Below are 23,083 nucleotides of genomic sequence, written 5' to 3' on the forward strand. Positions count from 1 at the left end.
TCACCCACCAACCGCCACCCTGAACGGAGTTCCCCCGTGCCCCCCGCCGACCTCATCCTCACCGCAGCCCACATCCGCACCCTCGACCCCACCAACCCCCACGCCACCGCCCTCGCCGTCCGCGACGGACACATCGCGGCGGTGGGTGCCCCCGAGGACGTCCGCGACTGGCGCGGACCCCGCACCGAACGGATCGACCTCGGCGGAGCCACCCTCACCCCGGGCCTCGTCGACTCCCACAGCCACCCCGTCTGGGGCCTGGAGATGGCCACCGGGGTCGATCTCTCGGCCGTGGCCGACCTGGAGGCGCTGCGTGCCGCCCTGCGCGCGGCAGCCCGCGTCGACGGATGGGTCATCGCCTGGGGGCTCGACCACAACGCCTTCGGCGGGCGGCCGGTCCACCGGAGCCTCATCGAGGACGTGCTCGACGGCGCCCCCACCTTCATCCGCCTCTACGACGGCCACTCCGCCCTCGTCAGCGCCGCGGCCCTGCGCGCGGCGGGCGTCGAAGGGCCCCGGGAGTTCGCCCAGCGCGCCACCGTCGTCTGTGACGCGGAGGGGAGCCCCACCGGCCACCTCGTCGAGCACGCCGCCATGGACCTCATCACCCCCGTCCTGCCCCGCCCCTCCCACGCCGAGCGCCGCACCCGCCTGGTCGAGCTGCTCTCCGCGATGGCGGCCACCGGGCTCACCGGCGCCCATGTCATGGACCTCGGTGGCGACGACGTACCCGGACTGCTCGCCTCGGTGGAGGAGCGGACGCATCTTCCCCTCCGGCTGCGGCTGGCCCCCTGGTGCATGCCCGGCGTCGACAAGGACGGGCTGGACGAGCTCGTCGCGCTGCAGGCCGAGCGCGGCAGGCACTGGCGCGTCGGCGGTGCCAAGTTCTTCATGGACGGCACCGTCGAGGGCGGCACCGCCTGGCTGGAGCACGCGGACTGCCACGGGCAGGGCACCGACGCCTTCTGGCCGGACCCCCGGGCCTACGCCGACGCCGTACGGCACCTGCACGCGGCCGGAGTGCGGACGGCGACCCACGCCATCGGGGACGCCGCCGTGCGGCACGTGCTCGACACCGTCGCCTCGCTCGGCCCCGGCGGCCGTCTCGCGCACCGGATCGAGCACATCGAGACCGTCCCTGACGGCACGGTCCCGCGCTTCGCGGAGCTCGGCGTCATCGCGTCCATGCAGCCCCCGCACACCGCGTACACCCGCGCCGACCACACCGACGAATGGTCCAGGCGGCTGGGGGACGAGCGGGCCGCGCGGGCCTGGCGGACCCGGGATCTGCGGGACGCGGGGGCGGTCGTGGCCCTGGGCTCCGACTGGCCCATCGCGCACTACGACGCCCGTCAGGTCCTCGCGACCGCGCGTGCGCCCCGGGGAGCGGCATCGGCGGCGGCCGGGCTCACCGGTCTTATGGCGCTGGAGGGGTGCACCTCGCACGCCGCGGTGGCCGCCGGTGACACGGACGTCGCGGGGCGCGTCGCACCCGGCTTCCGGGCCGATCTCACGGCCTTCGGCATCGACCCCGTCGAGGCGCCCGCCGACGAGGTGGCGCAGGCGCCCGTCCTGCTGACCGTGTCCGGGGGACGCGTCACGCACCGTCACCCATGACCGGGCGGGGGCAGGGCTTCGCTCAGGCCTTGGGCCGGGACTTCGTCCTGGTCCTGAACCTGGCCGGCAGCAGCGGAGCCCGGTCCTCGCGCACCGCCACCTCACGCGGCAGCCGGTGCGGCATCGTGCCGTACCAGGCCCAGGCCACCGCGAACCCGAACGCCAGGCAGATCATGCCGCCCACCGCGTCGAGCCAGAAGTGGTTGGCGGTGGCCACGATCACGATCAGGGTCGCCGTGGGGTAGAGCAGGCCCAGGATCCTGGCCCACGGCGCCGAGGCCAGGGCGAAGATCGTCAGGCCGCACCAGAGGGACCAGCCGATGTGCATCGAGGGCATCGCCGCGTACTGGTTCGACATGTGCTTGAGGTCGCCGGAGGCCATGGAGCCCCAGGTCTGGTGGACCAGGACCGTGTCGATGAAGTCGTGGCCGTTCATCAGGCGCGGGGGAGCCAGGGGGTACAGGTAGTAGCCGAGAAGGGCCACCAGTGTCGTGGCGAAGAGTGCCGTGCGCGTCGCCGCGTAGCGTCCGGGGTGGGTGCGGAAGAGCCAGACCAGGACACCGAGCGTCACCACGAAGTGCAGCGTCGCGTAGTAGTAGTTCATGCCGACGATGAGCCATGTCACCGAGTTCACCGCGTGGTTGACGCTCTGCTCCACGGCGATCCCGAGGTGCTGCTCCACCCGCCAGATCCAGTCGGCGTTGGTCAGCGCCTGCGACTTCTGTTCCGGCACCGCGTTGCGGATCAGGGAGTACGTCCAGTAACTCACCGCGATCAGCAGGATCTCGAACCAGAGCCGAGGGCGCCGGGGTGTGCGAAGACGGCGCAGGAATGTCCTCCCATTGCGGTCATCCTGCTCGCCCGCGATGGGTGATGTGGTGGGCCGCTGCTGGCCTTCCAGTGTCGTCACAGTCATCTCACCCATAGGCACAGAGTCTGCCAGATACCGACCCTCCGCCCGATCATCCCAAGGTCTGGTTCAGGTCGCATTCTCTACGCCCTACGGACGAGCGCGTCCCCCAGGGGCAGAAGCGGTTGAACCCCGAACGACCAGCTCCGGCATGAAGACGAATTCGCTGTGCGGGGCGGGCGTGCCGCCGATCTCCTCGAGGAGCGTACGGACCGCCGCCTGCCCCATCGACGGTACGGGCTTACGCACCGTGGTCAGGGGCGGATCGGTGAACGCGATCAGCGGGGAGTCGTCGAATCCCACCACCGATATGTCGTCCGGCACCTCGAATCCACGCTCCCGCGCCGTCCGGATCGCCCCCAGGGCCATCATGTCGCTCGCACACACCACGGCCGTGCAGCCGCGGTCCAGGAGTGCGGACGCGGCGGCCTGGCCGCCCTCCAGCGTGTACAGCGAATGCTGGACCAGGTCCGCCTCGATCTCCTCGGGCGGCAGTGCGAGCAGGTCCTGCACCGTGCGTACGAAACCCTCGATCTTCCGCTGTACGGGCACGAACCGCTTGGGTCCCAGGGCGAGTCCGATGCGCGTATGGCCCAGGGAGACGAGATGGGTGACCGCGAGGCGCATCGCCGCCCGGTCGTCCGGCGAGATGAAGGGCGCCCGCACCTTGGGGGAGAAGCCGTCGACCAGCACGAACGGCACGCCTTGCGCGCGCAGCTGTTCGTAGCGCTGCGTGTCGGCGGAGGTGTCCGCGTGCAGGCCGGAGACGAAGATGATCCCGGAGACACCCCGGTCCACGAGCATCTCCGTCAGCTCGTCCTCCGTGGAGCCGCCCGGCGTCTGCGTGGCGAGGACCGGCGTGTATCCCTGCCGGGTCAGGGCCTGCCCGATGACCTGGGCGAGCGCGGGGAATATCGGGTTCTCCAACTCCGGCGTGATCAGCCCGACCAGGCCCGCGCTGCGCCGGCGAAGGCGCACCGGGCGTTCGTAGCCGAGCACGTCGAGTGCGGCAAGCACGGACTGACGGGTGGCACCGGCGACGCCGGGCTTGCCGTTGAGCACCCGGCTGACCGTCGCCTCGCTGACCCCCGCCTGCGCTGCGATGTCGGCCAGTCGCGCGGTCACAGGATTGGACTGTACCGGTCACATCTCAGGCTGCCCACCAGACCGTTGAATCCGCCGGGAGGATCGTCGCGTCGGCGCCGGGCGTCAGGTCCGCGCTCGCCAGGAGCACCGTGCCGGGGGTGGGGATCGTGACGGGGGCCGCGCCGACGTTCACCGTGCAGACGAGCGAGCCACCGGGGCTCGTACGGCGAAAGGCCAGCACGCTCTGCGGCGCGTCGAGCCACTCCACCTCGCGGCCCGCGCCCAGGGCCGGGTGCTCGCGGCGCACGGCGAGCGCGCGGCGGTAGAACTCCAGGGTGGAGGCGGGGTCCTTCTCCTGGGCCTCGACCGTGAGGTCCTTCCACTCCTCGGGCTGCGGCAGCCAGCTCGGGCCGCCGTCGGCCGGTCCGAAGCCGAACGGCGCCCGCGGGCCCGACCACGGCAGCGGCACCCGGCAGCCGTCCCGCCTCCCGTCCTGCCCCGTGCTGCGGAAGAACGCCGGGTCCTGGCGCACCTCGTCCGGCAGCTCGGTCACCTCGGGCAGGCCGAGCTCCTCACCCTGGTAGAGGTACGCGGAGCCGGGCAGCGCCAGCATCAGCAGCGTGGCGGCCTTCGCCCGGCGCAGGCCGCGCGCGGCGTCGCCGTCGGCGAAGCGGGTGCGGTGGCGCACGACGTCGTGGTTGGAGAGCACCCAGGTGGCGGGCGCCTCCACGGCGTTCATCGCGTCGAGGGAGCGGTCGATGACGCCGCGCAGCGCCGCCGCGTCCCAACCGGTCGTCAGATACTCGAAGTTGAAGGCCTGGTGCAGCTCGTCGTGGCGCAGATAGCGGGCGCTGCGCTCCACCGTCGGCGTCCACGCCTCGGCGACGGCGATGCGCTCGCCCCCGTACTCCTCGAGGACCCGCCGCCAGTCGCGGTAGATCTCGTGCACGCCGTCCTGGTCGAAGTAGGGGACGGCCTGCTTGCCGAGCAGCCTCACCTGCTCCTCGTGGCCGATGTCGGGCAGGCCCGCCGCCTTGACCAGGCCGTGGGCCACGTCGATGCGGAAGCCGTCGATGCCCATGTCGAGCCAGAAGCGCAGGATGGAGCGGAACTCGTCGTGCACCGCCGGGTGGTCCCAGTTGAAGTCCGGCTGCTCCGGCGCGAAGAGGTGGAGGTACCACTCGCCGTCGGGCACCCGCGTCCAGGCCGGACCGCCGAAGACCGACTCCCAGTCGTTGGGCGGCAGTTGACCGTCCGCGCCCTTCCCGGCCCTGAAGTGGAACCGTTCGCGCGGCGCCGACCCCTTGCCCTCGTGCAGCGCCCGCTCGAACCACTCGTGCCGGTCCGAGCAGTGGTTGGGCACGACGTCCACGATCACGCGCAGTCCCAGCGCGTGCGCTTCCCGTACGAGAGCGTCGGCGTCCGGCAGCGTGCCGAACATGGGGTCCACCGCGCGGTAGTCGGCCACGTCGTACCCGGCGTCGGCCTGCGGGGACGCGTAGAAGGGGGAGAGCCAGACGGCGTCCACGCCGAGCCGCTTCAGGTGGGGGAGGCGGGCCGTGGCGCCGGGCAGGTCGCCCATGCCGTCGCCGTCACCGTCCGCGAAGCTGCGCGGATAGATCTGGTAGATGACGGCGTCGCGCCACCACTCGCGGCGCCGGTCGCGGCGCGCGGAGTCGTCGGACGAGGCGTCGGCGGGAAGGGCGGCGGTGACGTACTGGGTCATGTGTCCCTCAGTAGTACATGGATGTGCGGGCACTTCGGTGAACGTCCCGCGGAAGGCGAAGGTCACGAGGATGTCGGCGGCATACGGCGATCTGCTGAGGATTCGTGCGACCGGGCCCGCCCCCGGCCTCCGTACGCCGGACGAGTGCGGGCGGACGCCGTGCCGGTCGCTCCCGGGACGTGCCGGGACGGCGGGGGACCGCGCCCCGCGGCCCGAAGATCCCGTCGCCGTGTTCGTCGCCGCCCCCGGAGGCCCGGGAACGCAGCAGGTCACGCGGGCGCCGGGCGTCGCGTCCGCCCTGTGGGCCGAAGCCGGAGATTCTACTGTCAAGCAGGTCACGCACGCGGCGAGTTACGCCAGCTCTACCGTTCCGGGTCGAGCTGTCGCCGTCTGGTCCCAGGGCGCGCGGCGGGACGCTAACTTGATGGGGCAGGCACCAGTCGGCCTGCCCCGTCCCGCGGTGAAGGGCTGTCCCGCGTGAGCGTCAAGGGCAAGGCAGTGAGTCCGGTCAGCACGGTCCTGGTGGTCGACGACGTGCCCGCCAGCCGGTACGCGCTCAGCGCTGTCCTGCGCAGGGACGGACACCGCGTCCTGCTCGCCGCGAGCGGCAGCGAGGCCCTGATCGAACTCGACGTGCGGATGCGGGCGGGGGACCTGCCGGACGTGGCCCTGGTCGACGTCGGCCTGCCCGACATGAGCGGCTACGAACTCTGCCGCCGCATGAAGCAGTTGCCCCCCATCGCCGCACTGCCCGTCGTCCACTTCTCGGCGGCGGCCCGCCCGCCCGCCGACCGGTGCAGGGGGCTGGACGCGGGAGGCGAGTCCTATCTGACGGTGCCCGCCGAACCCGAGGAGATCCAGGCGGTCGTACGGGCCGCCGCGCGCGGGGGCCGCTGCCGCAGCGACGCCCAGCTGCGGGTCGGGCGGCTCGCCCTGCTCGCCGAGACGATCCTGGCCGTGCAGTCGTCGCGCTGCCTCAACGAGCTCGCGGAAGCGGCGGCCGTGGGGACCTCGCGGCTGACCGACGGCCCCGCTGCGGTGTTCGTGCTCGGCGAGGGCGGCGAGATCCACCGGGGCCTCTCCCGGCGCAGAGCCGCCGCCTCACCGCCGGACACCGAAGCGCACGAGTCGGTGGCCCGGCTGATGCGGCGCGTCATGTCGGGGCGTTCGGGCGTGCGGCACACGGTCGTGCCGACTCCGCTCTGGCCCGCGGGATTCTTCCGCCCGAGAGCCGCCGGGCACTGGGGCAACGGCACGCCGGAGGACGCCGGTCTCGTCCTGGCCCGCCTGCGCGAAGGGCGGACGCTGGTGTGCCTCGCGACGCCCGCGTACCAGGAAGAGATGGCCGGCGAGACGGGGCACCTCGTCGAGCGCCTCGCCCACGCCACCGCGCTGGCCGCGGAGCCGCTGCTGATGTACGAGGAGGAGCGCCATGTCGCGCTGACCCTGCAACGCAGCTTCCTGCCCGCGCAGTTGCCGGAGCTGCCCGGCACGGACGTCGTCGTGCGCTACGAACCCGCCTCGCGCCAGGCGGAGATCGGCGGGGACTTCTACGCGGCGCTGCCCACCCCCGCCGGCGTCCTGACCGGCATCGGCGACGTCGTCGGGCACTCGCTCGAAGCGGCCACCGTGATGGTCGAGATCCGGCACGCGCTGCGCGCGTACTGCGTCGAGGACCCCGACCCCGGAGTGCTCGCGCTGCGCCTGGACCGGATGCTTCAGCACTACCACCCGGGCGTGACGGCCACGATGTGCCTGAGCCTGATCGACCCGGCCACCGGACGCACACGGATCGCCAACGCGGGCCACATCCCGCCGCTCGTGGTGCGGGACGAGGGCACGGCCGCCTACGTCGACGCGAGGGGGCCGCTGCTGGGCCTGGGCCTGGACCGACCGGCGCCGAGCGAGGTGGTCCTCGCGCGAAGCGAGCGCCTGCTGATGGTCACGGACGGTCTCATCGAGACGCGCGGCACGGATCTCGCGGTGTCGATGGAGCAGTTGCGTGTCGCGGCGGCGGGCGCGCCCCGGGGCGTCGCCGACCTGTGCGACACGCTCCTCGTGTGCTTCGGGCACGAGCGGGAGGACGACATCGCGCTGCTCGCGCTGCGCAGGACGGTCTGAAAGAAACCGCCGCAGGGACCTGTACCCACGGCCCTACCCGTCAGTACATTGACGCCATGTCTAATACGGCCATGTCCCATCCGCAGAGCCGGGAGCCGAGGCCCGTCGCGTCCGAGCACATACCGCTCAAGGCACGCAAGGTCTCCTTCTCCTGGGAGGACACCCCGCTGCACTGGGTGCCGGACGACCCCTTCGCCACGCACACGATCAACGTGCTGCACCTGCTGCTCCCGGCCGGCGAACGCTGGTTCGTCCACGTGTACAAGCAGGTCCTGCCGTACATCCGTGACGACCGGCTCCGCGAGGACGTGATCGGCTTCATCGGCCAGGAGGCCATGCACGCCCAGGCCCACGACGAGGTCCTGCCGCACCTCAAGGAGCAGGGCCTGGACCCCACGCCCTACACCGCCCAGGTCGACTGGCTCTTCGAGAAGATGCTCGGCGACCGGACGCTGCCGCCCGGCAAGGCCCGCAAGTGGTGGCTGATGGAGCGCGTGGCGATGATCGCGGCCATCGAGCACTACACCGCCTTCCTCGGCAACTGGGTCCTGAACGCGGACGAGCTCGACCGCAGGGGCGCCGACCCGACCATGCTGGACCTGCTGCGCTGGCACGGCGCGGAGGAGGTCGAGCACCGCTCCGTCGCCTTCGACCTCTTCATGCACGTCGACGGCAGCTACCGCCGCCGCGCACGCACCTGGGCCACCGCCTTCTCCGCCCTGGTCTTCCTCTGGCAGCGCGGCACGCGCTTCTTCATGGAGAACGACCCGACGCTCATCGGCGCCAAGGCGTCGTTCAAGGACTTCTACCAGGGCGGGAAGAAGGGCACGCTGCCCACGACACCGGACATGATCCGCTCCATCCCCCGCTATCTGAGCCGCGCCTACCACCCCTCCCAGGAGGGCAGCACCGCACAGGCCGTCGCCTACCTCGCCTCGTCCCCGGCGGCCACCGCCGCCGAAACCGCGACGGAGTCGCTGCCCGCGCCGAAGGGAGCGCGCTGACATGCCCCGCATGCGCACCGTCCTGCTCGTCACGGGCGCCGCCCTGCTCGCCAAGCGGGCCATGCGGCGCCGCATCGACGCGTCCCCGCTGTGGCCGCTGCCCGCCCTGGAGGAACCGGTTTCGGGCCGCCCGCGCTCCCGCGCCCTCCGGCTGGTCGTCACCCGGCACGAGAGGGTCGCCGAAGGTGTCGTACAACTGCGCCTGGAGGGCGACCACTTGCCCGCCTGGGAGCCGGGCGCCCACCTCGACCTGGTCCTGCCCTCGGGCCTCGTCCGCCAGTACTCGCTGTGCGGCGACCCCGAGGACACCTCCTCGTACACCGTCGCGACCCGCTTGATCGGCGAGGAGCAGGGTGGCCGCGGCGGTTCGCGCGAGGTGCACGAGCAGCTTCAGGAGGGCGCGGAGGTCGAGGTGCGCGGCCCGCGCAACCGCTTCCCGCTCGCCGACGCCGATGCGTACGTCTTCGTGGCGGGCGGCATCGGCATCACGCCGATCCTGCCCATGCTGCGGGCGGTCGAGGCCGGGGGCCATGAGTGGCGGCTGCTGTACGGGGGACGCTCCCGCGCCTCGATGCCCTTCCTGGAGGAGGTGGAGAAACTGGCGGGCACGACGGCGGGCCGGCTCACGGTCGTCGCGGAAGACGAGGGAGGCCGCCCCGACCTCGCCGCCTTCCTCGCGGACCTGACGCCCGCCGCCGCGGTCCACGTCTGCGGCCCCGAGGGCCTGATGGAGGCGGTGGCGGCGACGCTGCCCGACGGCTTCGAGCCGCACCTGGAGCGCTTCACGCCGCACACCTCCACGGAAGGCAACGCCCCTTTCGCCGTGGAGCTGCGCCGCAGCGGGCGGACCCTCTCCGTGGCCGCGGACAGCACGGTCCTCGCCGCGGTGCGCGCGGAGCTGCCCAACACCGCGTACTCCTGCGAACAGGGATTCTGCGGGACCTGTCAACAGCGCGTCCTGGAAGGGGAGATCGACCACCGGGACGAACTGCTCACGGACGCCGAGCGCGCCGACTCGATGCTGATCTGCGTGTCGAGGGCGAGCGGCGACCGAATCGTGCTCGATATGTGAGCCGTGCGACCGCAGATGTGAACGGTTGGAGCGGACCGCACCCTTGGACGGCCGGATCTGCTCGGTAAGGTGTTCGCATGACTACCGGGGTGCGCCGCAGAATGGGTGTCGAGGAGCGGCGGCAGCAGTTGATCGGGGTCGCGCTCGACCTGTTCAGCCACCGCTCGCCCGACGACGTGTCCATCGACGAGATAGCAGCGGCCGCGGGTATCTCGCGACCGCTGGTCTACCACTACTTCCCGGGCAAACTCAGCCTGTACGAAGCGGCGTTGCAGCGGGCGGCCGACGATCTGGCCGAGCGCTTCGTGGAACCGCGGGAAGGCCCGCTCGGCGCCCGGCTGCTGCGCGTGATGGGCCGCTACCTGGACTTCGTGGACGGCCACGGCCCCGGCTTCTCCGCGCTGATGCGCGGCGGCCCCGCGGTCGGCTCGTCCACCACCAACGCGCTGATCGACTCGGTGCGGCAGGCGGCGTACATCCAGATCCTCGCGCACCTGGGCGTCACGGACCCGCCCGCCAGGCTCGAACTCGTGATCCGCTCCTGGATCTCGCTCGCCGAGTCCACGGCGCTCATCTGGCTGGACGGACGCCGTATTCCGCGCGCCGAGCTCGAGGTGCAACTGGTGCACGACTTCGCGGCCCTCGCCGCGGTGAGCGCCGCCTACGACGAGGAGATGGCCGCGATCCTGCGCCGCATCCTCGCCGAGGAGCCGCCGGAGGGCCCGTTCGCCGAGCTGATCACCCGCCTGATCGGCCTCGTCCCCCAGGAGTAGAGCAGTTGACCCACCACCGGCTGGCCGGCGAAGAGGACATCCCCACCCTCGTCGCCCTCTACGACGGCGCCGCGCACTGGATGCGGAGCCGGGGGATCGACCAGTGGAAGCCGGGCGACAAGGGCGCGGAGCACTTCCGCGGGCGGATCGCGTCGGACGAGGACGAGGTCTGGCTCGCCTACGACGGCGAGATGGTCACCGGGGCGTACGAGGTGTGGTGGGCGGACGAGCCCGCCTGGGGCGAACAACCACCCGTCGCGGGGTATGTGCACCGCCTGATGAACCGGCGCGGTGCCCCGGCGGGCACGGGCCGCGCGATGCTGGAGCGCGCGGAACGGCGGATAGCCGAGGCGGGCCGGGAGCGCTGCCGCCTGGACTGCGTGTCGTCCAACCCGCGCCTGCGGGAGTACTACGAGGCGTCGGGTTACACGGTGGTGGGGGAGCTGCTGGGGAAGGTGGCGGCGGACGGGAGTACGTACGGCGTGCTGCTCCTGGAGAAGGAGCTGCGGGACCTGCTCCCGTCCGGGGGCTGACGCCTCAGCGCAGCGTCTTCACCTTCGTGCCGTTCGCGAGCCGCCCCACGAGCCCGGCGCGCGCGCCTCGCTCCAGGGGCGCGGCCAGGGTGTTGCCGGGGGTCGGGGACCCACCGGCGGCCCTGACCGAGACGACGTCCCTGCTGCCGCCTCCGAGCAGGTACCAATTGCCGCCCCGGGACTTCCACCGCACTCCGGCGAGGACCGAGGGCTCCCGCGCCCCGCAGGCCGCGGAGTCCTCCGCCTTCGCCGCGACGGCCGCCGCGCCCCCGGCCTGGAACTGGGCGAGGGCCCGGCCCCCGTCGCCCCGCCAGGTGTCGGCCCGGGTGCAGAGCCAGGCCGCCGCGCCGTTCGCCTCGGGCAGCGCCTGGCGCGCGTACTGCCAGGAGTTCACCGACCGCACGCCGTTCGAGCGCGCCGCGGCGAGCGAGCAGGCGGTGGAGGACCAGTTCGCGGCCGACGCCTCGTGCGGGGCCTGCGGGCGGCCCGCGGTGAGATGGGCGGGGACGAGCTCGCCGAGGTCGGTGGAGAGGCGGTCCGTGCCCGTGTCGTCGCGCAGCTGGAGCGCGTTCCAGGACGTGCACGTGCTGGCCTGCGCCGGACTGGCGAAGGGCCCGGTCACGCCCTCGCCGTCCCGCTTGAGCGCGTCGGCGCTCCCGTCCGGCTTCAGCAGGTCGCGTACGGCGACGGCGCCCACCCAAGGCGCGGTCAGATAGCGCACGTTGCCGTCGACCCGGCTCACCACCAGGGCTCCCGCCTCGGCGCTGGTCGCGCCGTCCACGCGCGCGAAGTCGAGCGCGGCTCCGCTGGTGCCGTCCTTGGGCTCGGCGTACCGCACGATGCGCAGTCCGTCGTACAGCAGCACGACCCTCGCGGCGTCCACCTCGCCCGCGAAGAGCAGTTGCGCGGGGCCGGGGGGCGCACCGGCCGCCGTGCCGGGGGTCGCGGAGACCTGCACCGACTCGCCGGGCCTCGCCCAGACGGCCAGGGCCCGCCGCAGCAGGGCCTCGTCGCCGGTGAGCGCGCCTCTGGCGGGCCATACGGAGAAGTCGGCCCGCGCGGAACGCTTCCACGTGCCGCCGGCGACCTTCGTCAGCTGCCCCGGGTCGAGCGCGGCCTGCCCCGCCGGGTTCTTCGCGTACGGGGGCGCGGCGGCCCCGTCGGGTCCCCATCCGTCGCCGGGAAGCCCGAGGAGCGCCCCGCAGACCAGGGCGGCCGCGAGTGCGACGCCCGCGGCCTTCATGTGCTGCCTGCGGCGCATCAGGTCGGTGGGCCGCGCCTGGAGGGAGCAGGGGTCGAACTCGGGGGACTTGAGCAGGTCGTACACCGCGTCCACGCCGTCGGCCTCGGCCAGCGCGGCAGCGGGCTCGTCGACTCCGGCGGCGGCGAGCACCTTGCGTACGTCGGCGTCGGGGAGCCGTTCGAGTCCGCGCAGCACATAGGCGGCGCGAGCGGCGCCCGAGAGGGCCGAGAGCCGCTGATCGAGGGCGAGTTCATCGGCGCCTCCCGATCGCGGGAAGAGCCGAAGCCCCCATACCTGCGGCAGCAGCGGGGGCAGTTGCGCGCGCTTGGGCCAGGCCTTCCGCTTGAGCGGAAGCCCCGCGTCGAGCGCCGTACGGACGACCCGTGAACGCACGTAGGCGTACCCGGGGTCGCCATTGCGTCCGTCCCCCGAACGCTGTACCGGAATGCCCTCCGCGTCGCCCGGCCTGCGGTTGCGGGGGAGCGCGCGCTGGGTCAACGCGTGGGCGGTCAGGACGCGGCGGTTGCGCCCGAGGCTGGGCGGCAGGACCAGGTAGGCGAGCCGCACCAGGCGCGGGTAGTGCTCGACGAGGGCGGCCTCGGCCTGCTCGACATCGACGACGCCGGAGAGATCCTGGGACGCGGCGGGGGACTTCACATTCGACGACACGTTCAGCAAAACGAGCGAATCGTCAGTTGGTCACCTCTCTGTGAGCTCTCGCGCATAGTTGCCCATGGACCGCTGGTAGCGGGGGAGATGGGGCGCAAGGGCGCCCAGGACGAGGGCGAGGCCTTCGCGTTCACGGCCGAGGCCGGCCAGGCACAGGGCGAGCGTCGCGCGCACGGCGTCGTCCAACTCGTCGCTCGGCGCGTCGAGTTCAGGGGTCAGCAGGGCGACGCCCTCCTCCGGCCGCCCGATGTTCCGCAGGGAGCTGGAGAGCTGGATCAGGGTGCGCCGCCGCCGATATCCGTCGAGTCCTCGCTCCAGCGCCTCCCGGTACAGGGGCACGGCGCGGTCCGAGTGCCCCGTGGAGTCGAACGCGCAGGCCCGCTCGAAGGGGGCGACGGCGCTCCCTTCGGGGAGCTCCTCGACCAACGCGTCGATGATCTTGCGGAATTCCTCGCCCCGGTCGTCGTACTCCTCGACCGTGGCCCAGGCCTCGGCCACCCGCTTCTCCCACGCGATATCCATGGCCACACTTTCGCACGACGTGACCTCAGCCAACCTCCCACTCGCTGAACTCCACCGTCCCCCGCCCTCCGGCGCCCCCGTTGGTCGCGCTCATGAACAGCCCGACATCCTGAGCCGCCGCGATCCCCGGCACCTCCACGCTCGCCACCACCCGCCAACTGCCGCCGCCGTCCGTCGAGCAGGACCCCGTCACGACGTTCCCCGCCCGTCCGAGCCGCAGCAGTACCGGCGCCTTGATCCCCGTGATGCGCTTGTACGTGTCCAGGGTTCCGTCGCCGTTCGTGTCGTACGACAGGACCACGCCGTTCGCCGGAGTGACCGCCAGGTCGACGAAGCCCGGGGAGCCCGCCGCCCCCATGGCGTTGCGCGCGATGATGCCCGCGCGTGCCCAAGGGCCCGTCACCGCCTGGGAGTCGACCCGCACCGTCACCGTGACCCCGTCCCGCAGCGCCCCCTCCCGGTACAGCGTGCCGAACTCCGTCGTGCCCTTCCACAGGTCGGCGCCCGCCCCGTCGATCGCGTAACGGCCGTCCAGTTCGCCGAACACCGCGGCGTTGTTCGTGTACTTCCGCCAGCCCGGACCCACCGGACCCGCCTCGAACAGCACCCCCTCGTGGACGGCCCGCACCCGCCGCTCGCCCGCAGGGCCGTACCGCACGTCGATCTCGTACGGAAGCGGCCGCAGGGGATGGTCGAGGGGCGTGCCCGGCGCCTTCGCCCGCCAGGCCACCTTGCCCGTGCCCGCCGGGGCGACCCGCGGCAGCGACACCGGACCCGATGGCTCCGCGTCGATGCCGCTCAGCCGGAAGTCGACGCGGCCGGTGGCCCGCAGCCCGTTGACGTTGCGGAAGACGGCCTCGACCCGCGCGTGCCCGCCGGGCGGCAGCGTCGGCGGGTCGGCGACGACTTCCAGTGACCCCTGGTAGGGCGCACGCGCCAGCACGTCCCGTACGCGTGACGCGGTGCGGTACGAGTCACCGATTCCCCGCAGCGGATAGTCCTTGCGCTCCCGGGTCCACGGCTCCTCCACCGCGAACCAGTCCACCTCGCGCGGCTCACGCCCCGCGTCGAGCGCGTCCGTCAGTTCGTCGAGCCACTTCTGCCACCGGGGCACGTAGAAGTCGGCCATCAGGCCGGACCACTCACGGTTGCCGTACTCGTGCAGCTTTCCGCCCTCGGACGTCGCCCGGTCGCCCCACACCGTGATCAGCACCTTCGCGGTCCGCTCGAACTCCGCCCGCTCGGCCTCGCTCGTTCCCATCCGCCGCGCCGACTCGACCCAAGGGCCCAGGAGAAAGGCCGAGTTGGTAGCCGTCAGCTCGTCCGACAGCCGCATCAGCCGCAGCCACAGGCCCGACAGCGCACGGAAGGCGGCCACGTCCTTGCGGCGGTACGCGGCCCGGAGCTGCGGCAGCAACTGCCTGCTCCGGTGGGCCAGCGCCTGGCGGGCCACGTCCACCACGTCGTACCGATAGGCCGCGCTGCCCCGCAGTGCGCCACGGACCCCGAGCAGACCGGTGAGCGCCGCGTCGAAGCGGCCGGGGTCGTAGGCCAGGGCGCGGGGCGCGTACTCGGCGGCGCGGTTCGCCGCCAGGTCGGGGCGGGCCGCGAACAGCGAGTCGTGCGGGTCGCTGCGCTCGACGGCGGTGTGCCGGTAGGCGGTGTCGTGCAGGGCCCGCCACGCCCGCCCGGCGTCGGCGTCCCGGCCGCCGTAGCGGAAGTCCGCGTAGCCGTCGAACCAGGACTTCAGGTCCAACTTCTCCTTCGACCAGGCCAGTTCGGAGAAGAGCTCGAAGGCGGCCGGGTCCCGGTCCGTCGCCTCCGGCATGAACGCCGTCCCCGCGAGCGCGCTGGCGCCCTTGTCCCGCCACGCGAAGAACTTCTCGTTCCAGACGTGGGCCCGCGCGCCGATCGTCGTGCGCCCGCCGAAGTTGGGGATGGTGCCGAACGCGTACGGCGTGCCGCCCCAGTCCTTCTCGCGGTCGGTGACGCTCGTGTACCGGTCGGAGACCCCGTCCACGATCAGCATCCGCCGCCGGTCGATCGCGTCGAGCAGCTCGGGCAGCGGATTGGCCTCCCAGCCCAGGATCACCCAGGTCGCGCCGGGGCGCGCCGTCCGCAGTGCCGCCTCGACGCCACGCGCCGCGTCCGGCACCGGGACGTCCCCCGCGGTGCCGCCCTCGTGCAGCAGGTCCATCTTGAAGTGGTCGGCGGCCCCGAAGAGCTGCTCCTGGTGCCGGTAGAAGGAGGCGGCGACCTTCCCGAAGGACGAGGTCCGGGGGTCGAGCCAGTCGGGCCGCTTGAACCCGTGCCAGGTCCCCTGCGGCACCACCCGCGCGTCCCCGCCGTTGCGGGCCACGAAGCCGTCGGGCACGTGCCCGTAGTAGCCGGGAAGCACCGGCGCCATCCCCAGCGAGCGCAGCCGGTCCACGATTTTGCGCCCCAACTCGGCGCGCTGATCGATGAGTTCCTTTGACAGTGGCCCGCCGTACCCCGACAGGTTCTGCAGCAGCCACCACGCCTGGTGCGACGGCGCGGGCAGCCACGCGCGTGCCTGTGCGTCGCTGTAGCCGAAGTCCTGGAGCACCCGGTGGTAGACGGCCTCCGCGCCCGCGATCACCAGGACCTCGTTGCAGCCGTGCAGGGCCAGTACGTCGATCATGCGCTCCCAGTACGCCCAGTCGGCGTGCGGCGCGGTGTACCCGTCGTTCGTGTCGTTCAGGGCGAACCGGTGCGGGAGCGAGGTGGAGCGCTCCAGCGGGCGCGACGGCGCGGGCAGTCGGCGCGGCAGGTCCAACTGGTCGCCGTTCCAGGCGACATGGGCCCCGCAGACGTACTTCAGGTACCAGTGGACCCCGGTGAGCAGCACGGCGGGCGTCGTGCCCGACACATCGATGCGCCCCGTCGTGCCCGAAACCCGGAAACGGTCCACGCCGCCCTTCGCGGGGACGAGTCTGAGCCGGAACTGTTCCGCGTGATGCGGCAGGAGTCTGTTGAGTGCTGAGCGCGCCGAATCCGTATCGAGGGCGAAGGCGGGGCCCCGGACGGGCCCTTCGGCGGCGTGGGCCGGGACCGCCACCCCGCCGACGGCGGCGCCGAGGCCGATGGCCCCGGCGGTGCCGAGCACGGAACGTCGGGACGGATCGGTCATGTGTACCCCCTGGGTCGAATGGTGCGGCGCACGGTATCCGTGCGACGGCTCGCGCTCAACGGTGCATACGGAGATGGCGAGTTCACCTCGCCCGAAGGGACTGGTGGGACGATGAAGGCAGCGCGCGGGACGCTTGCGGGCGCGAGCAGGGGCATGCGCGGGCGCATGCGGACGGTCATGGGTGCGGGACTGCTGCTGATCCTTGTGGCATGCGGCTCGGACGGCGACGACGCGGTGCCCGACACGGCGAGCGGCAGCCTGGAGCAGCTGGCGGCCAAGGCGCGATGCGAGCCCGACATCCAGACGGACGCGGCCGAACTGCGGCAGGCCACCTGTGACAAAGGTGCCCGCCGCTACGTCCTAGTAACCTTTACAAATGCCCGTGGCCAGGCCGAATGGTTCGACGAGGCCACCGATTACGGCGGTACGTACCTCGTCGGCAAGAAGTGGATCGCGGTCGGCGAGGAGAAAGTGGTCATGCGGCTGCGCGGCCGGCTCGGTGGGACGGTGGAGAAGTCCTCGCACCACTCGGGGAGTAGCGGTGGTGGGGATAGCGAGGACAAAAGCCCGGGGCATTCGGGCCACTCCGGTCACCACACGAGCTGACCGCGCAGCGGTACGGGGGTCAGCTTGCGTACGGGATGCTGCGTACTGGGCCGATCGGCTCGGCTCAGTTGCAGCGCTTGTTGTTGTTGATGCACTTGGCCACGCGCTTCATCAGTCCTTCGTCGAAGACGTTGATGAAGTCACCGTGGTCGGTGATCGGTTTGTGCAACTGCTCGGGGAACGAGTCGACGGCGAATCCGGGCCCCGGCGGCACGTCGTACACGATGCGCTGCACCAGCTGCGGAATGGCCTTGAAGCCCTGGGGGCAGGCGCCGCTGTTCTCGTCGGCGAAGGCCACGTGCGTACGGTGGTTGGCGCTGTCGGTGTTCTGGCCGTCCCAGCAGCTCTGGAAGTTGAAGGACCGCACGACCTGGCTGCCGTCGGGGCAGATCGGGTACTTGTCCTTCAGCTGGCGGTCCTCGAAGCCGGTGCAGCTCCAGGACGCGTTGGCGTTCACGTCGCCATTGGTGAGCGCCTTGGCGTCACCGGTGATGATCCGCAGGAAACGCGGCATCGCGACGACCTTGCTCCTCGGATTGCCGACGAATTTCAGCGTGACCGACGAGGGCGTCTGGATCTGGCCGACATTCTGGTCCTTGCCGCCGCCGTCCGCGCCGACGTCGTTCTCGTCCTCTCCGTTCTGCAGCCTCAGGACCGGCCAGTAATAGGTCGACTTGTCCCCTTGGTTCCGGCACGTGGTGTCGCCGTTCGCGAGATCGTCGTCGCTGGAGAAGGCGTCCGTGGCCTGATTGCCGATGTAGTCGTGCATATGGTGGGCGCCATTGCTCACACCGGGTGCGGCGATGACATTGTCCGGATTGAACTTGCCGTTCTCGTTCGTCCCGCATTTCGTGGTGAACGTGCCGCGCGACGCGCCCCGCTGTTTGCCGGGGCGGTTGACGTTGGGCTGGACGGAGTTGATGTCGACGAAGTCGCCGGCCTCGGGCCCGTTGCCGTTCTGCTGGTCCGGCGGCTGCTCGGCTCCGTCGTCCGGCGGCTGCTGCTGGCCGTCCCCGTCGCCCGGGGGCTGTTCGCCGCCGTCCTGCGGAGGCTGCTCGTCGCCGTTGCCGTCCTGCGGGGGCTGCTGCCCGGCCGAGTCGTCGGCCCGCATCGTGCACGGCGCCATGCCGTCCATCCCCTGCGGCGGCTGCCCGCCCGCCTGGTCGATGGAGGAGCCGATGCCCTCGATGGTGGGCCGCCGCTGCTCCGCCAGCGGTTCGAGCACGGCCTTGGCCTGCTCGGTGTCCCGCGCGTCGGCGAACTTCTCGTACGCGGCGGTGATCTGGGTGTCCAGCTCCGCGAGGCGCCGGTCGACGTCCTCGCGGGCGCCGTCCGGCACGTCGGAGAGCTGGGTGCCGACGTCGGGGCAGCTGATGGTCGCGAGCCCCAGATTGCCGCCCTGCGCGCCCGACTGGTTCCTGGCGGACGGCGATCCGGAGCTCTCCCCGGCGTTCGCGTAGACATTCACCGCGACCATTCCGCCGCCGCCCAGGATTAGCGCCGCCGAGGCGGCGATCGCGCGCCCGGCGAGTTTTGATCGTTTGCGTGATGTGCGTCGTGGTGTGCGTCCCATGGGACTACGTACGCAACAGGAGTCGGCCCCGTTCAATCACGCGCGGAATTCTCCCCGTGAACTCTTCGGCGATCTTCTCAGCGCCCTTGATCCAGATAGGCGAGTACGGCGAGTACCCGCCGGTTGTCGTCGTCCGAGACCGAAAGGTCCAGTTTCCCGAAGATGTTGGACGTGTGCTTGGCGATCGCCCGCTCCGTCACGACGAGTTCCCCGGCGATCGCCGCGTTCGACCGCCCCTGCGCCATCAGTTCGAGCACCTCGCGCTCGCGCGGCGTCAGCTTGCCCAGCGGCTGGTCAGCGGAGCGCCGCGACAGGAGCTGCTGGATCACCTGCGGGTCCATCGCGGTGCCGCCCGATGCGACCCTGCGCACGGCGTCGATGAACTGGTCGGCGTCGAAGACCCGGTCCTTGAGGAGATAGCCGACCCCGCCGTTCCCGTCCGCGAGCAGCTCGCGCGCGTACAGCTGCTCCACGTGCTGGGAGAGCACGAGTACGGGAAGACCCGGGCGCGCCCGCCGCGCGGCGAGCGCGCACTGCAGTCCCTCGTCCGTGTGGGACGGCGGAAGCCGGACGTCGACGACGGCGACGTCCGGCTCCAGCTCGGCCAGGGCCTTGGTGAGTTCGGGCCCGGTCTCGACAGCGGCGGCGATCTCGAAGTCGAATGCCTCCAGCATCCGCACCAGACCGTCACGCAGCAGGAAGAGATCTTCGGCTAGGACAACTCGCAAGGGATCTCCATGGTCACCATGGTCGGGCCGCCCGCGGGACTGCTGACGGCCAGTACGCCGTCGAATGTACCGAGTCGGCGTTCGATCCCGCTCAGCCCGGATCCCGCCCCGATGGACGCGCCGCCCTTGCCGTTGTCGGTGACCGCGATGCGCAGCATGCCCTGCGCGTGGTGGATGTCCACCCAGACGCGGTCCGCACCCGCGTGCTTGATGGTGTTCGTCAGGGCCTCGCTCACCGCGAAGTACGCGGCGGCCTCCACCGGCTCGTCCGCACGCCCGGACAGCTCCACGTCCACGTCGCTCTGGAGCGGAAGGCGCAGCGCGAGCGCCTTGACCGCGTCGCCGAGGCCGCGCTCGGCGAGCACCGGCGGGTGGATGCCGCGGACCAGGTCGCGCAGTTCGGTCAGCGCCTCGCCGGAGTTCTGCCGGGCCTTGGCGATCATTTCCTTGGCCTTGGCCGGGTTCTTCTCGATCATCGCCTCGATGGTGCCGAGGTCCATGCCCATCGCGACCAGACGGGCCTGCGCCCCGTCGTGCAGGTCCCGCTCGATGCGGCGCAGTTCGGCCGCGGAGGAGTCCACGGCGTCGTGCCGGGTCTCGGTCAACCGATCGACGCGCCGGGCCAGTTCACGCTCCCGCATGGAAACGGTGGGCGCGAGCAGCGACCGGGTCAGGAGGAAGTGGGCGCGCAGGATGGCGGGGCTGGTGAAGATGCCGACGACGCCGAGCGCGGTGCCGAGCAGGGCGGCCATGTTGGCGTCGCTCTGCGAGGTGACGTGGATGAAGCCGTACCACTCGCCGCCGCCCGCGTCGTAGATCGGCTTCCAGACGCCGAGGGCCAGGACGTACCCGTACAGCGGGTAGAGCAGCAGCGCAGGCGCGAAGATCACCGTCACATAGCCGGCGGTCATGTCGACGAGGAGCCACTGCAGATCCCGCCAGGTCGCCGGGTCTTTCAGCAGCAGCGAGGTGCGCTCCACCTGCCCGGTGACGCCACTGCGCAGGTCAGCGGGGAAGGCGCGGTAGGGGCGCGGGATGTGTACGTCCGACCAGGCGCCGGCCTGGGCGCGGCGCAGGTCCGCCCACTTGCGTACGGCGGTCAGCACCACCGGGGTCGTGAAGACGCCGATCCCCAGCGTGATGAAGGCGATGGACAGGACCGACAGCACGAAGAGGGTGATCGAACCGGCGAGCATGATGACCGACAGGAGAAGCCCCCGGGCTCCCGCGACCACGGATTCACGGACCCTCGTCATTGTCTGATCCCCATCTCTTCCAGAGCTCTTCCTGCGGCATGAACACATTCTCGCCGCTGGAACAGGCGCAGGTCATTGGGTCCGGCACCCGAGCAGGGGGTGTACCTGACGACACCCCTCTACCTCGCCCTGTGCTTCACACAGTGGGGGCTTCGGCGGCTGGGTGGGCGGGGCGCGGATTTCTAGCGTTGTCCCCGTCATCAACCGGCTTATCCAAAGCTTACTTATGGGGGCGAAACGCCATGAGGCCAAACCTCGCGGCACGACTCGGCGTGTGGAGCGCACACCACCGCAAGACGGCCATCCTCGGCTGGCTGCTCTTCGTCGTGCTGGCCACGACCATCGGCGGGGCCTCGGGCATGGTCACCGCGTCCGACGACGAGATGGGGGTCGGCGACTCGGGCCGGGCCGCGGCGATCCTCAAGGACGCGGGCGTCGAAGAGCCCGCGGGTGAGCTCGTCATGGTCAGCTCCAAGAAGGCGGACGGCTGGCGGGACGCGGCCGGCGACCTCGCCAAGGCCCTGAAGGCGACCGGCGAGACCGGCGAGATCCAGGCGCCGCTGCCCTCCGAGGACGGCAAGGACGGGCTGCTGCGCTTCGCGATGAAGGGCAAGTCCGACGAAGCCGCCGACCACGTCCAGCCGGTGCTCGACGCGGTGCGGGAGGCGAAGGACGAGGGCGCGGGCAACGGCATCGACGTCTACCAGTTCGGCGACGCCAGCTCCGAGAAGCACCTGGGCGACCTGCTCTCGGACGACCTCACCAAGGCGGAGTTCACGGCGGTGCCGCTGGCGCTCGGCATCCTCCTGGTCGCCTTCGGCGCCGTCGTCGCGGCGCTGCTCCCGGTCGGACTCGCGCTGACCGCGTGCATCGGGGCCTTCGGCCTGCTCTCGCTGGCCAGTCACCAACTGCACCTGTTCGAGACGACGTACTCGGTGATGTTCCTGATGGGACTCGCCGTCGGCGTCGACTACTGCCTGTTCTACCTGCGGCGCGAGCGGGACGAGCGGGCCGCGGGACATGACGCCGAGACCGCGCTGCGGATCGCCGCGGCCACCAGCGGGCGGGCCGTCCTGGTCTCCGGCCTGACGGTGATGGTCGCGATGGCGGGCATGTTCCTCTCCGGCCTGCTGCTCTTCAAGGGCTTCGCCGTCGCCACGATCCTCGTGGTGTGCGTGGCGATGCTCGGCTCGGTGACGGTGCTTCCCGCGCTGCTCTCCGCGCTCGGCGACCGGATCAACGCGGGACGCATCCCCTTCCTGAACCGCAAGAACAAGAAGGGCGCCCACGCCAGCGGCGGCATCGCGGGCAAGCTCCTTCGCCCGGTGCTCGCCAAGCCGAAGTTCTTCGCGATCGGCTCGGCGGTCCTGCTCCTCGCGCTCGCCGCGCCCGCCCTCGGCATGAAGACCGAACAGCTGGGCCTGGAGAAGCAGTTCGGCTCGGACGCGCCGCTTTCCGTGTCGTTCCGGGAGATCACCCAGGAGTTCCCCGGCGGCCCCGCGCCCGCCCGGATCGTCGTCAAGGCGGACGACGCGGGCGACATCGCGTCGAAGGAGATGCGCGACGCGCTGGCCGAGGTGGTGCGGGACGCGGGCAAGGGCGCCGAACTCACCGTCCACAAGAGCGCGGGCGTGGCCGAGATCGACGTACCGCTGCCCGGGGACGGCAGTGACGCACGGTCGAAGGAGGCGCTCGGCGAGCTCAGGGACGACGTGGTGCCCGCGGCCTTCGACGGCCTGGACGCGCAGGCGTACGTCGGCGGAGACCTCGCCGACTCCGAGGACTTCGGCGACCAGCTCAGCAAGGGCATCCTGCCGGTGTTCGCCTTCATCGCGGCGGTGACGTTCCTGCTGATGCTCTTCAGCTTCCGCTCGGTGGTGATCGCGGTGACGTCCATCGGCCTCAACCTCCTGTCGGTGGGCGCGGCCTACGGCGTGATGACGGCCGTCTTCCAGCACGGCTGGGGCGCGGAGCTGATCGGCTCCGAGCAGGTGGGGGCGATCGAGAACTGGATGCCGCTGTTCGTCCTCGTGGTCCTGTTCGGCCTGTCGATGGACTACCACGTGTTCGTGGTCTCGCGGATCAGCGAGGCGCGCGGCAGGGGCCTGGACAACCGCTCGGCGATCCGCGAGGGCATCACGCGGACCGCGGGCGCGGTGACGGGCGCGGCCGTGATCATGGTGGCGGTCTTCGGGGTCTTCGGCACCCTGTCCATGCAGGACATGCAGCAGATGGGCGTGGGCCTGGGCGTGGCGGTCCTGCTGGACGCGACGGTCGTACGGATGGTGCTGCTGCCGTCCCTGATGACGCTCCTGGGGGAGCGGAACTGGCGTACGCCGCGCGGCCTTTCGTGGCTGCCCCGGATCTCGCACGGCGAGGGGCCCGTAGCCGTGGAGCGGCCTGATTCCCGGCCGGTTCCGTCGGCCACGGTGTAGGCGCTCACAATCCCGCGCGTTTGACGGGGCGGTGGCCCGGCTGGACGATCCAGCCGGG

At 71.7% G+C, this 23,083-nt stretch carries 17 protein-coding genes; 8 read left to right on the forward strand and 9 right to left on the reverse strand.

Features of this window, described 5'->3' with window-relative positions; genetic code table 11:
- Positions 1 to 36 precede the first annotated feature (36 nt).
- Positions 37 to 1,617 carry an amidohydrolase gene (locus tag ACFUPX_RS30305; RefSeq protein WP_383329665.1) on the forward strand — a complete coding sequence of 527 codons (1,581 nt, stop codon included), beginning with the start codon at positions 37 to 39 and terminating at the stop codon, positions 1,615 to 1,617.
- A gap of 22 nt (positions 1,618 to 1,639) precedes the next feature.
- Here the strand turns inward: ACFUPX_RS30305 and ACFUPX_RS30310 are convergent, their stop codons facing one another.
- From ACFUPX_RS30310 to ACFUPX_RS30320, 3 genes are all read right to left on the reverse strand, one after another.
- Positions 1,640 to 2,542, reverse strand: a complete 903-nt coding sequence (locus ACFUPX_RS30310; RefSeq protein ID WP_383329668.1) for a phosphatase PAP2 family protein — start codon at positions 2,540 to 2,542, stop codon at positions 1,640 to 1,642.
- Positions 2,543 to 2,617: 75 nt separating this feature from the next.
- A complete protein-coding gene (locus ACFUPX_RS30315; RefSeq protein ID WP_383329671.1) occupies positions 2,618 to 3,652 on the reverse strand; it encodes a LacI family DNA-binding transcriptional regulator in 1,035 nt (344 codons plus the stop codon).
- Positions 3,653 to 3,677: 25 nt separating this feature from the next.
- Positions 3,678 to 5,339, reverse strand: a complete 1,662-nt coding sequence (locus tag ACFUPX_RS30320) for a glycoside hydrolase family 13 protein (protein ID WP_383329674.1) — start codon at positions 5,337 to 5,339, stop codon at positions 3,678 to 3,680.
- A gap of 477 nt (positions 5,340 to 5,816) precedes the next feature.
- Between ACFUPX_RS30320 and ACFUPX_RS30325 the strand changes: the two genes are divergently transcribed.
- The 5 genes from ACFUPX_RS30325 to ACFUPX_RS30345 all read left to right on the forward strand — a co-directional run bounded on the left by ACFUPX_RS30325 (position 5,817) and on the right by ACFUPX_RS30345 (position 10,842).
- Complete coding sequence (locus ACFUPX_RS30325) at positions 5,817 to 7,460, forward strand: SpoIIE family protein phosphatase (RefSeq protein ID WP_383329677.1); 1,644 nt, start codon at positions 5,817 to 5,819, stop codon at positions 7,458 to 7,460.
- Positions 7,461 to 7,531: 71 nt separating this feature from the next.
- Positions 7,532 to 8,464, forward strand: coding sequence for a metal-dependent hydrolase (locus ACFUPX_RS30330; RefSeq protein WP_383329723.1), 933 nt, complete (start codon positions 7,532 to 7,534; stop codon positions 8,462 to 8,464).
- A gap of 1 nt (position 8,465) precedes the next feature.
- Positions 8,466 to 9,536, forward strand: coding sequence for a PDR/VanB family oxidoreductase (locus ACFUPX_RS30335; RefSeq protein WP_383329680.1), 1,071 nt, complete (start codon positions 8,466 to 8,468; stop codon positions 9,534 to 9,536).
- Between the two features lie 77 nt (positions 9,537 to 9,613).
- Positions 9,614 to 10,309: a TetR/AcrR family transcriptional regulator gene (locus ACFUPX_RS30340; protein WP_383329683.1), complete on the forward strand. Its 696-nt coding sequence runs from the start codon at positions 9,614 to 9,616 to the stop codon at positions 10,307 to 10,309.
- A 5-nt stretch (positions 10,310 to 10,314) separates the two neighbouring features.
- A complete protein-coding gene (locus tag ACFUPX_RS30345) occupies positions 10,315 to 10,842 on the forward strand; it encodes a GNAT family N-acetyltransferase (protein ID WP_383329686.1) in 528 nt (175 codons plus the stop codon).
- Positions 10,843 to 10,846: 4 nt separating this feature from the next.
- On the opposite strand, the gene ACFUPX_RS30350 is transcribed toward ACFUPX_RS30345, so the two are convergent.
- The 3 genes from ACFUPX_RS30350 to ACFUPX_RS30360 are packed head-to-tail and all read right to left on the reverse strand — an operon-like array spanning position 10,847 to position 16,427.
- The gene (locus tag ACFUPX_RS30350; RefSeq protein WP_383329689.1) at positions 10,847 to 12,763 is read right to left on the reverse strand and encodes a hypothetical protein; all 1,917 of its coding nucleotides are present in this window, start codon (positions 12,761 to 12,763) and stop codon (positions 10,847 to 10,849) included.
- Between the two features lie 21 nt (positions 12,764 to 12,784).
- The gene (locus ACFUPX_RS30355; RefSeq protein ID WP_383329692.1) at positions 12,785 to 13,276 is read right to left on the reverse strand and encodes a tetratricopeptide repeat protein; all 492 of its coding nucleotides are present in this window, start codon (positions 13,274 to 13,276) and stop codon (positions 12,785 to 12,787) included.
- 25 nt (positions 13,277 to 13,301) lie between these two features.
- A complete protein-coding gene (locus ACFUPX_RS30360) occupies positions 13,302 to 16,427 on the reverse strand; it encodes an alpha-N-acetylglucosaminidase TIM-barrel domain-containing protein (RefSeq protein WP_383329694.1) in 3,126 nt (1,041 codons plus the stop codon).
- Positions 16,428 to 16,538: 111 nt separating this feature from the next.
- Between ACFUPX_RS30360 and ACFUPX_RS30365 the strand changes: the two genes are divergently transcribed.
- Positions 16,539 to 17,033, forward strand: coding sequence for a hypothetical protein (locus ACFUPX_RS30365; protein WP_383329697.1), 495 nt, complete (start codon positions 16,539 to 16,541; stop codon positions 17,031 to 17,033).
- Positions 17,034 to 17,097: 64 nt separating this feature from the next.
- Here the strand turns inward: ACFUPX_RS30365 and ACFUPX_RS30370 are convergent, their stop codons facing one another.
- The 3 genes from ACFUPX_RS30370 to ACFUPX_RS30380 all read right to left on the reverse strand — a co-directional run bounded on the left by ACFUPX_RS30370 (position 17,098) and on the right by ACFUPX_RS30380 (position 20,590).
- Positions 17,098 to 18,606: a DUF1996 domain-containing protein gene (locus tag ACFUPX_RS30370; RefSeq protein ID WP_383329700.1), complete on the reverse strand. Its 1,509-nt coding sequence runs from the start codon at positions 18,604 to 18,606 to the stop codon at positions 17,098 to 17,100.
- A 77-nt stretch (positions 18,607 to 18,683) separates the two neighbouring features.
- Entirely contained in the window at positions 18,684 to 19,334 is a 651-nt protein-coding gene (locus tag ACFUPX_RS30375; RefSeq protein ID WP_383329703.1) for a LuxR C-terminal-related transcriptional regulator, read from the reverse strand.
- Complete coding sequence (locus tag ACFUPX_RS30380) at positions 19,319 to 20,590, reverse strand: sensor histidine kinase (protein ID WP_383329706.1); 1,272 nt, start codon at positions 20,588 to 20,590, stop codon at positions 19,319 to 19,321. The genes ACFUPX_RS30375 and ACFUPX_RS30380 overlap by 16 nt, the downstream gene beginning before the upstream one ends.
- Positions 20,591 to 20,832: 242 nt before the next feature.
- Here ACFUPX_RS30380 and ACFUPX_RS30385 point away from each other — a divergent pair, with 242 nt between their 5' ends.
- Positions 20,833 to 23,025, forward strand: coding sequence for an MMPL family transporter (locus ACFUPX_RS30385; RefSeq protein WP_383329709.1), 2,193 nt, complete (start codon positions 20,833 to 20,835; stop codon positions 23,023 to 23,025).
- The last annotated feature ends 58 nt before the right edge of the window (positions 23,026 to 23,083 follow it).

Origin of the sequence: Streptomyces sp. NPDC057302, from assembly GCF_042667685.1 — a bacterium.
Classification (GTDB): Bacteria; Actinomycetota; Actinomycetes; order Streptomycetales; family Streptomycetaceae; genus Streptomyces.